General features: G+C 70.0%; 9 protein-coding genes. 4 read left to right on the top strand and 5 right to left on the bottom strand.

The window, feature by feature from the left end; genetic code table 11:
- The first annotated feature begins 152 nt into the window (after nt 1-152).
- From VGD44_RS07465 to rodA, 3 genes are read left to right on the top strand one after another with little or no spacing between them, the layout of a single operon-like run.
- Nucleotides 153-668 carry a hypothetical protein gene (locus tag VGD44_RS07465; protein ID WP_331085458.1) on the top strand — a complete coding sequence of 172 codons (516 nt, stop codon included), beginning with the start codon at nt 153-155 and terminating at the stop codon, nt 666-668.
- Nucleotides 669-678: 10 nt separating this feature from the next.
- Nucleotides 679-2718, top strand: coding sequence for a penicillin-binding protein 2 (mrdA, locus tag VGD44_RS07470; RefSeq protein WP_331085460.1), 2040 nt, complete (start codon nt 679-681; stop codon nt 2716-2718).
- Nucleotides 2715-3869, top strand: a complete 1155-nt coding sequence (gene rodA / locus VGD44_RS07475; protein ID WP_331085462.1) for a rod shape-determining protein RodA — start codon at nt 2715-2717, stop codon at nt 3867-3869. The genes mrdA and rodA overlap by 4 nt, the downstream gene beginning before the upstream one ends.
- 4 nt (nt 3870-3873) lie before the next feature.
- Here the strand turns inward: rodA and VGD44_RS07480 are convergent, their stop codons facing one another.
- Genes VGD44_RS07480 through VGD44_RS07490 form a run of 3 tightly spaced genes read right to left on the bottom strand, consistent with a single transcriptional unit; the run spans nt 3874 to nt 6250 of the window.
- Entirely contained in the window at nt 3874-4257 is a 384-nt protein-coding gene (locus VGD44_RS07480) for a nuclear transport factor 2 family protein (RefSeq protein ID WP_331085464.1), read from the bottom strand.
- A 7-nt stretch (nt 4258-4264) separates the two neighbouring features.
- Nucleotides 4265-5257: a prolyl aminopeptidase gene (gene pip / locus VGD44_RS07485; RefSeq protein ID WP_331085467.1), complete on the bottom strand. Its 993-nt coding sequence runs from the start codon at nt 5255-5257 to the stop codon at nt 4265-4267.
- A gap of 9 nt (nt 5258-5266) precedes the next feature.
- Complete coding sequence (locus tag VGD44_RS07490) at nt 5267-6250, bottom strand: alpha/beta hydrolase (RefSeq protein ID WP_331085469.1); 984 nt, start codon at nt 6248-6250, stop codon at nt 5267-5269.
- 97 nt (nt 6251-6347) lie between these two features.
- Between VGD44_RS07490 and VGD44_RS07495 the strand changes: the two genes are divergently transcribed.
- Nucleotides 6348-7526 carry a multidrug effflux MFS transporter gene (locus tag VGD44_RS07495; RefSeq protein ID WP_331085470.1) on the top strand — a complete coding sequence of 393 codons (1179 nt, stop codon included), beginning with the start codon at nt 6348-6350 and terminating at the stop codon, nt 7524-7526.
- On the opposite strand, the gene VGD44_RS07500 is transcribed toward VGD44_RS07495, so the two are convergent.
- Nucleotides 7523-7936 carry a DUF423 domain-containing protein gene (locus tag VGD44_RS07500; RefSeq protein WP_331085472.1) on the bottom strand — a complete coding sequence of 138 codons (414 nt, stop codon included), beginning with the start codon at nt 7934-7936 and terminating at the stop codon, nt 7523-7525. The two genes, VGD44_RS07495 and VGD44_RS07500, sit on opposite strands and share 4 nt — an antisense overlap.
- Nucleotides 7903-8964, bottom strand: a 1062-nt coding sequence (locus VGD44_RS07505; RefSeq protein ID WP_331085474.1) for an amidase, incomplete at its 5' end; no start/stop codon positions are given. The genes VGD44_RS07500 and VGD44_RS07505, both read right to left, overlap by 34 nt.

Consider the following 8964-nt stretch of genomic DNA (forward strand, 5'->3'; position numbering starts at 1 on the left):
AAGGCCGCCGCGACGCCGGCGACGAAGACCACGCCGCCCGCGAAGGCTGCAACGCCGCCCGCCGCGACGCCCACGCCCAAGACCCCGGTGACCAAGACGCCTGCGGCCAAGGCCCCGGCGCCGAAAACCACCCAGTCCGAGGGGGCCCCCCGGTGAGCAGCAGCGCCGCGCGCGGGCTCGCGCCCTGGCGCTGGCTCGGGGTCCCGATGCTAATCGCCATGGCGGCCACCTTCATCTTCGCCCTGCCGCTACGGTTCTTCGGCCTGGGCCTGCCCGAGCCGGTGTTCGCCCTGCCGCTGGCCTTCGCCTGGGCGGTGATCCGACCCTCGATGCTTGGGCCCGTGGCGGTGCTGGTCCTGGGGATTTTCCTCGACTTCCTGTGGGGCTCGCCGACCGGCTTCTGGGCGGTCTGCCTCTTGCTGCCTTACGGCGTGGTGCTGGCCGCGCGCTCGATCCTGGCCGGCCAGTCGCAGGTGATGATGTTCCTCTGGTATGCGGCGGCGACGGTGCTGGCGCTGGGCTCGGGCTACCTGTTCACGATGCTGGACACTCAGACGCACCCCGATCCCGTAACTGTGGGTTGGCAATTCCTCGCCACAGTCGTCCTCTATCCCTTCGCGAACATGCTCATCGAGCGGTTCGAGGACGCCGACGTGAGGTTCCGGTAGAGCGCCTGCCATGACCCAACCCGCCATCTTCTTCGAAGAGGTCAACGAGCGGCAGGGCGTCTTCCACCGGCGCGCGATCCTGCTGGGCGCCTTCGCGGGCCTGGGCCTCAGCGCGCTGGGCGCCCGGCTGGCCTATCTGCAGCTGCTGGAGACCCAGCGCTACGAGAAGCTCGCCACCTCGAACCAGTTCAACTTCAAGCTCCAGCCGGCCCCCCGCGGCCTGATCGTCGACCGCAACGGCGCGGTGCTGGCGGCGAACCGGCCGAACTTCCGGCTGATGGTGGCGCGCGACAAGGGCCTCGACACCGAGGCCACGCTGAAGACCCTGGCCAACTACGTGCCGCTGGACGACACCCGCCAGCGCCGCCTGCTGCGCGACATCAACTCGGCGCCCAAGCGCGCCCCGGTCTCGGTCATGGAGGACATGAGCTGGGAGCAGTTCTCGGCCATCAACGTCCGCGCGCCCGAGCTGCCCGGCGTCACCGCCGATATGGGCGAGGTGCGGGTCTATCCGCACGGCGGCGCCTTCGCCCACGTGATCGGGTACGTGGCCAAGGTGAACAAGGACGACATCGACGCCATCGTGAAGGCCGGCAAGAATCCCGAGCCGATCATGCTCCATCCGGGCTTCCGGATCGGCAAGCAGGGCGTTGAAAAGGCCCTCGACCTCGAGCTCCGCGGCCGGCCCGGCGCGCGCAAGGTCGAGGTGGACGCCAACGGCCGCGAGGTGCGCCACGACGACAACGGCGACATCCCGGCCACCCCGGGCGCCGAGATCCAGCTCACCCTCGACGTCGACATCCAGAACCGCGCCCTGGAGGTGTTCGGCGAGGAAAGCGGCGGGGCGGTGATGATGGACTGCCGCACCGGCGACATCCTCTGCATGACCTCGGCCCCGTCGTTCGACGCCAACCGCTTCGTCCGCGGCCTGACCGGCGGCGAGTACCGGGCGCTGGCGGGCTTCGAGCGCAAGCCGCTGCTCGACAAGTGCCTGTCGGGCCTCTACCCGCCGGGTTCCACCTTCAAGACCATGACGGCGCTGGCCGTGCTGATGGCGGGCATCGATCCCGAGCAGACCGTCGGCTGCGGCGGCGGCATGTTCTTCGGCGGCCGCTTCTTCCACTGCCACAAGAAGGGCGGTCACGGGTCGCAGAACCTGCACGAGGCGATCAAGAACTCCTGCGACACCTACTTCTACTCCATGTCGCTTCGAGTCGGTCCCACGCGGATCGCCCAGGCGGCGCGCGCCTTCGGCCTGGGCCAGACCTTCGACATCGGCATCCCGGGCCAGAAGAAGGGCATCGTGCCCGACCCGGAGTGGAAGAAGCGCTACTTCAAGAAGAACGAGGCCATGCAGCCCTGGTGGCCCGGCGAGAACCTCTCGTACGCCATCGGCCAGGGCTATCTGCAGGTGAACTGCCTGCAGCTGGCGGTGATGACGGCGCGGCTGGCCAACGCCCAGTACAAGGCGCTGAACCCGCGGCTGATCAAGTCGGTCGGCGGCAAGGAGCGGCCGCGCGGCTCGGACGCCCCGGACCTGCCGTTCCCCAAGGAACACATCGACCGCGTGCGGGCCGGCATGGCCGCGGTGACCGACCAGGCCCAAGGGGGCACGGCGTGGCGCAACAGCCAGCTGGGCCTGGGCGACATCCTCATGGCCGGCAAGACCGGCACGGCGCAGGTGCGCAACTACGACAAGGGCGGCTCGCGCGGCAAGGGCGGCGTCTGGGGCCTGCGCGACCACGGCCTGTTCGTGGCCTACGCGCCGATCGACGCGCCGCGCTATGCGCTGGCCGTCATCGTCCAGCACGGCATGGGCGGCTCCACCGCCGCCGCGCCGCGGGCGCGCGAGATCATGCGCACGGCCCTGCTCAAGGATCCCGAGCTGATGGCGCGAGTGCAGAAGCCGCTGCCGATGCCCGAGATGACGCCCGACATCGAGCAGGACACGGTGCCGCTGACACCCTCCGACCTGCCGCCAGGTGAGCGCCCGCTGCCCACGGCCGCGCCGGCCGCCGCGCCCGCGCCCCGACCGGGACGCCCGACATGACCGTCTCCGCGCTCACCCGGCCCGGCGAACGCGACCGGCTGGTCGTCAAGTTCTCCGAGATCGACTGGATCTTCGTCCTCGTCCTCTGCCTGATCGCCGGCGCCGGCGCGCTGATGCTGTTCTCGATCGCGGGCTCGTCCTGGAGCCCCTGGGCGGCCCAGCACGCGGCGCGCTTCACCCTGTGCCTGCTGATGATGCTGGTGCTGGCGATGATCGACATCCGTGTCTGGTTCGCGCTGGCCTATCCGGTCTATGGCATCGGCCTGCTGCTGCTGGTCGCCGTCGAGGCGGTGGGCGACGTGCGCCTGGGCGCGCAGCGATGGCTTTCCATCGGCGGCTTCAGCTTCCAGCCCTCCGAGGTGATGAAGCTGGGGATCGTGCTGGCGCTGGCCCGGCTCTACCACGGCGTCTCGGCCGAGCGGGCCAGGCTGTCGTGGTGGCTCCTCATCCCGGCGACGATGATCGCCTTGCCCGTGGGCCTGGTGGCGCACCAGCCCGACCTGGGCACCGCAATGCTCATCCTGATGTCCGGCGCCGCGATCGTCGTGCTGGCGGGCCTGTCGTGGAAGATCATCGGCGCCGGCGTCGCCGCCTTCCTGGCCATCGTCCCGCCGTTCGTGATGTTCGTGATGCACGACTACCAGCGCCAGCGGGTGCTGACCTTCCTCGACCCCGAGAGCGATCCGTCGGGCTCGGGATACCACATCCTGCAGTCGATGATCGCGCTGGGCTCGGGCGGCCTTTTGGGCAAAGGCTACGGCCTGGGCTCGCAGAGCCAGCTCAACTTCCTGCCCGAGAAGCAGACCGACTTCATCTTCGCCACCCTGGCCGAGGAGTTCGGCTTCGTGGGCTGCATGTCGGTGCTGATCCTCTATGGGGCGGCGATCTTCATGGCGCTGCGCACCTCGTACCTCAGCCACAGCCACTTCGGCCGGCTGGCGGCGGCCGGCGTGACGGCGACCTTCACGCTCTACGTCATGATCAACGGGGCGATGGTGATGGGCCTGGCGCCGGTCGTCGGCGTGCCGATGCCTATGCTGAGCTACGGCGGCACCGTCATGCTGACGGTGATGATCGGCTTCGGGCTGGTGCAGTCCGTCCGCGTGCACCGCTACGCCGAGGTGACGAGCGGCAAGGGCAGCTTCGTCTAGCGCCTCAGAAGGGTTCGAAGCAGTCGTAGTTGCGCTGGCGGCGGATCTTGTCGCCGGCGAACTCGAAGAAGACGCCGAAGCGGGCCTTCATGACGTCGCCCGGCTTCAAGCTGCGGATCGGCACGGCCAGGACGCCGCGCCAGAGGACCTCGCAGGCCACCAGGTCGCCGGCCTCCACCAGGTTGACGATCTCGTAGCTTTCGGACGTGAGCACGTCGCGGCCGCGGGCGTTGGCTTCGCGCAGGTCGGCCAGGGTGCGCCGCGCGCCATTGGGGACGAGCGCGTTCGGGAACTCCTCCTGCACCGCGTCCTCGGCGAAGAAGGCGAGCGAATCCTTGCGGTTCTCGATGGCCTTAAGATAGGCGCGGACGAGGTCGGCGCGGCTCATGCGGCCCCTAGAGCTTGAGCGCCTGATCCGTGGCCCGGACCAGGGCGTCGACGATGCCGGGCTCGGTGGAGGCGTGGCCGGCGTCCCAGACCACCTCGAAGCGGGCGGTGGGCCAGGCCGTCTTGAGCTTCCAGGCGCTCTCCATCGGCGTGACAACATCGAAGCGGCCCTGAACGATCCAGCCGGGGATGTCCTTCAGGGCCTCAGCGTTCTCGAGCAGCCAGTTCTCGCTGTCGAAGAAGCCGCCGTTGGCGAAGAAATGGCACTCGATGCGGGCGAAGGCGATGGCGAAGTCGATCTCGTTGAACTTCGACGGCCGCGCCTCGGGGCCGCGGATCGAGATGGTGTCGCCCTCCCACTGGCTCCAGGCGGCCGCGGCCTCGGCCTGGATGCGGCGGTCAGGGTGCGTCAGGCGCTTGTGGTAGGCGCCGATCATGTCGCCGCGCTCGGCGGGCGGGATCGGCGCACAGAACCGGGCCCAGGCGTCGGGGAACATCATCGAGGCCCCGTCCTGGTAGAACCAGCGCAGCTCGCGCTCCGTCAGCAGGAAGATGCCGCGCAGGACCAGGCTTTCGACGCGTTCCGGATGCTTGATGGCGTAGGCCAGCGCGAGGGTGGAGCCCCAGGAGCCGCCGAACACGCACCACTTCTCGACGCCGAGATGCTCGCGGAGCCGCTCGATGTCGTCGATGAGCGCCCAGGTGGTGTTGTCGTCGAGGTTGGCGTTGGGGCGCGAACGGCCGCAGCCGCGCTGGTCGAACAGCGCCATGCGCCACTTCGTGGGATCGAAGAAGCGCCGCATGGTCGGGTTGATCGCCCCGCCCGGGCCGCCGTGCAGGATCACGCAGGGCTTGCCCTTCGGATTGCCGCACTCCTCGTAGAAGACCTCGTGCGGACCGCCCGTGGAGAGCCAGCCGCTCGCGTACGGTTCGTTGTCCGGGAACAGGCCGCGCCGGTTCTGGGTGGCGGAGACGGCAGGCGCGGAGGCGGTTCGGTCCATTCAGGCCTTCTACTTCGGGAAACGCCTGTCCAGCCAGTCCAGGATCAGGCTGTTCACTTCGTCCGGTTTCTCCTGCTGTGTCCAGTGGCCCGAACCGCGCACCAGCTTCGTCTCGAGGTCGCCGATGAAGGCCGGCATGGGCTCGGCGGCCGACGGCGGCAGCACGGCGTCGAGTTCGGCGGTGATCATCAGGCACGGGATCCCGTCGATCCGCGTGGGCAGGGTCTCGGCCCGCTCCCAGTTGCGGGTGAAGTTCCGGTACCAGCTGACCGGGCCGAAGAAGCCGCCGTTCCGGAAGGAGTCGGCGAAGACGGCGAGCTCGTCGGGCGTGAGCAGCGGGTCCCGGGGGTCCGCGGCGCCATCCCACTGCTGCAGCAGATCCTTGAAGGCGAAGGTGGAGCCGGAAGCGCTGGGCTGCGCCGCGGCCTGCAGCGCCGCCGGCCGGCGCATGAAGAAGGACATCGTCTTCGTGGTGTCGGCGCCCAGCACGGCCTCCGGCTCGTCCGGGTTCTGGAACCAGACGATGTACATGTCGGGGCCGAAGCGATTGCGCATGATCACGATCGGGTCGGCCGGCGCGCGGGGGATGAAGGGCGTATTGAGGCCGATGACGCCGGCCACGCGGCTGGGGTGGATCAACGGCATCTGCCAGACGACGATGCCGCCCCAGTCGTGGCCGCAGAAGATCGCCCTCTCGACTCCGAGGTGGTCGAGCAGGGCGGCCATGTCGCCGGTGAGGTGGTCGATGTCGTAGTCGGTGACCTTGTCGGGCTTCGACGACAGGCCATAACCGCGCTGGTCGGGCGCGATCACCCAGTGGCCGGCGTCGGCAAGGGCCTTGATCTGGTGACGCCACGAGAACGCCAGCTCGGGAAAACCGTGGCAGAGCACGACGGGGACGCCCTGGCGCGGGCCGGCCTCGTAGTAGGCGATCTCGACGCCGTTCACCGCCGCGCGCTGCACCGGCGGCATCATGGTCTCCAGCGCCGACATTCTTGCTCTCCCCGGGTTGTTGGAACCTCTGCCTCCTACTAGGTCAGGCGCCGTGACGTCCGCCAATCCGTCTTCGGCGCCCGGCCAGGGAACGCCTGTGCCGACGCCATGGGGCCTCGTCATCCTGCTGGGCGCGCTGACGGCCATGGGGCCGCTCGCCATCGACATGTACCTGCCCAGCCTGCCGGCGATCGCCGCGGGGCTGAAGGCCGACCCGTCGCAGGCGCAGGCGACGGTGGCCGCCTTCCTGGCCGGCATGGCGGTGGGCCAGCCGTTCTACGGGCCCTGGTCCGACCGGATCGGACGGCGCGTCCCGCTGATCCTGGGCGCGGCGATCTTCATTGCGGGCTCGGTCGCGTGCGCGCTCGCCACGTCGATCGGCTTCATGCTGGTCGCCCGCTTCGTGCAGGCGCTGGGCGCGTGTGCGGGCGGGGTGGTGTCGCGGGCGGTGATCCGCGACCAGTTCGACCACACCGAGACGGCCCGGATGCTCAGCCTGATGATGCTGATCATGGGGCTGGCGCCGATCCTGGCCCCGATCCTCGGCAGCGGCCTGCTGGCGTTCGGCGGCTGGCCGCTGAACTTCTGGTTCATGACCGCCTTCGGGGTGGCGATCGGGCTGGCCGCCATCCTGCGTCTCCGGGAGTCGCGCTCGGAGGCCACGGCGATCCAGGCCTCGCGGGAGAACCCGTTCCAGTCCTACGCCGCGGTGCTGCGAAACCCCCGGCTCATCGGCTACGCGCTGTGCGGCGCCCTGAACGGGGCCACGCTCTTCACCTACATCTCCTCGTCGCCGGGGCTGATCATGGGGACCTACGGCCATTCGCCGGCGGTCTATCCGTGGATCTTCGGCCTCAACGCGCTGGGCGTGATCGGGGCGGGGCAGGTGAACCGGATGATCCTGCGGTGGTTCACGCCCGACCAGGTGCTGCTGCGCGCCAGCGTCGTCGCCTCGGTGTTCGGCGTTGGGCTGACCCTGGCGGCGGTGAGCGGGATCGGCGGGCAGTGGACGGTGCTGCCGCTGCTGTTCCTGCTGCTGTCGAGCTACGGCTTCATGCAGGGCAACACCATGGCCGGCGCGCTGAACGTCGACCCGACCCGGGCCGGCGCGATCTCGGCGCTGATGGGGACGCTGTCGTTCGCCACCGGCGCGGCGGCCGCGAGCCTGGCGGCGCTCTTCCACGACGGCTCACCGCGGGCCATGGCGGTGGTCATGCTGGCGTCGCTGGTGGGCTCGGCGGTGAGTCTGCGGGCGCTGGCGCTGCGGCGCGACTAGGCCTGCGGATCGACGCCCCGCGCGGCCCAGGCGAGGACGCCCCAGCCGATCAGGAAGAGCAGGCCGCCGATCGGCGTCACCATGCCCAGCCACCGCGGCGCGCCCAGCGCCATGGCGTAGAGCGAGCCCGAAAAGAGCACGACGCCCGACAGGAAGAACGCCGGCGCGAGCCGGGCGCGGCGGGCGCCCACCTGCATGAAGGTGGCCGAGGCGAAGGTGGCCATGGTGTGCATGAAGCCGTAGGTGGAGCCGGTGCGCAGCCATTCCTGCGCCTTGGGATCCTGGACGCCGTGGGCCGCGAACGCGCCCACCGCCACCGCCACGAAGCCGCCGAGCGCGGCCAGGGTCATCCAATTGCGTCGCGTCCAGAAATCCATCAGCCCCAGACCTGCGGACGGCGTCCCGCCCATGGGGCTTCCTTCTCAAGTTGCGCGGCGAGTCGGAAGAGGGTCGCTTCGTCGGCGAACTTGGCTGTGAACATCATGCCGATGGGCAGTCCGCTCCCAGACATCTCCAGCGGCAGGCTCATCGAGGGCTGGCCCGAGAAGTTGAAGGGCGGAGTGAAGGGGAAGATGCGGCCCTGACGGCGGTTCACCTCCTTGGGCGCCAGGTTCACCGGATCGATGTGGCCGATCTCGGGGACGGTCGTGCCCATCACCGGGCAGAGGTAGACGTCGATGTCCTCGAAGGCCGCGAGCGTCAGGCGGTTGAGCATCCGCGTGTCCTGCAGCGAGCGCATGACGTCGGCGCCGGTCTGGCGACGGCCCGCCTTCAACGAGGCCCAGGTGAGGGGCTCCAGCTCATGCTCCTCAGGCTCGCGGCCGACCTCTTCGATCAGCCGCGCCATGCCGGCGGCGAAGTTGGCGGCCGCGGCCGGTCCGCGCGAGGCGTAGAGCGCGCGGTAGTCGATCCCGAGGCCGCGCTCGATGACCTCGTGGCCCAGGCCCTTCAGCAGGGCGGCGGTGCGCTCCAGCGCCGCCTGGATCTCGGGATCGATCGGACGGCCCGTCGGGGTCTCGCCGGACCAGGCGATGCGCAGCTTGCCGGGGCTGCGCAGGATCTCCTCGGCGTAGGGGCGTTCCTTTGGCGGGGACGGGTAGGGCGAGGCGGGCTCGGGCACGCCGGTGACGTCCAGCATGGCGGCGCTGTCGCGCACCGTGCGGCTCACCACGTGATCGACCACGTTGCCCATCGTGTAGTCGTAGCCGTCGGGCAGGTTGGGGTTGCGGTCGCGCGTGACCTTCAGGCCCACGAGGCCGCAGCAGGCGGCCGGGATGCGGATCGAGCCCAGGCCGTCCGAGGCGTGCGCGAGCGGGACCATGCCGGCCGCCACCGCCGAGGCTGAGCCGCCCGAGGAGCCGCCGGCGATGTGGTTCGGGTTCCAGGGATTGCGGCAGGGGCCGAGGCGGGCGCTCTCGGTCGTGCCGGTGATGCCGTA

It is taken from the genome of Phenylobacterium sp., from assembly GCF_036402295.1.
Classification (GTDB): domain Bacteria; phylum Pseudomonadota; class Alphaproteobacteria; order Caulobacterales; family Caulobacteraceae; genus Phenylobacterium.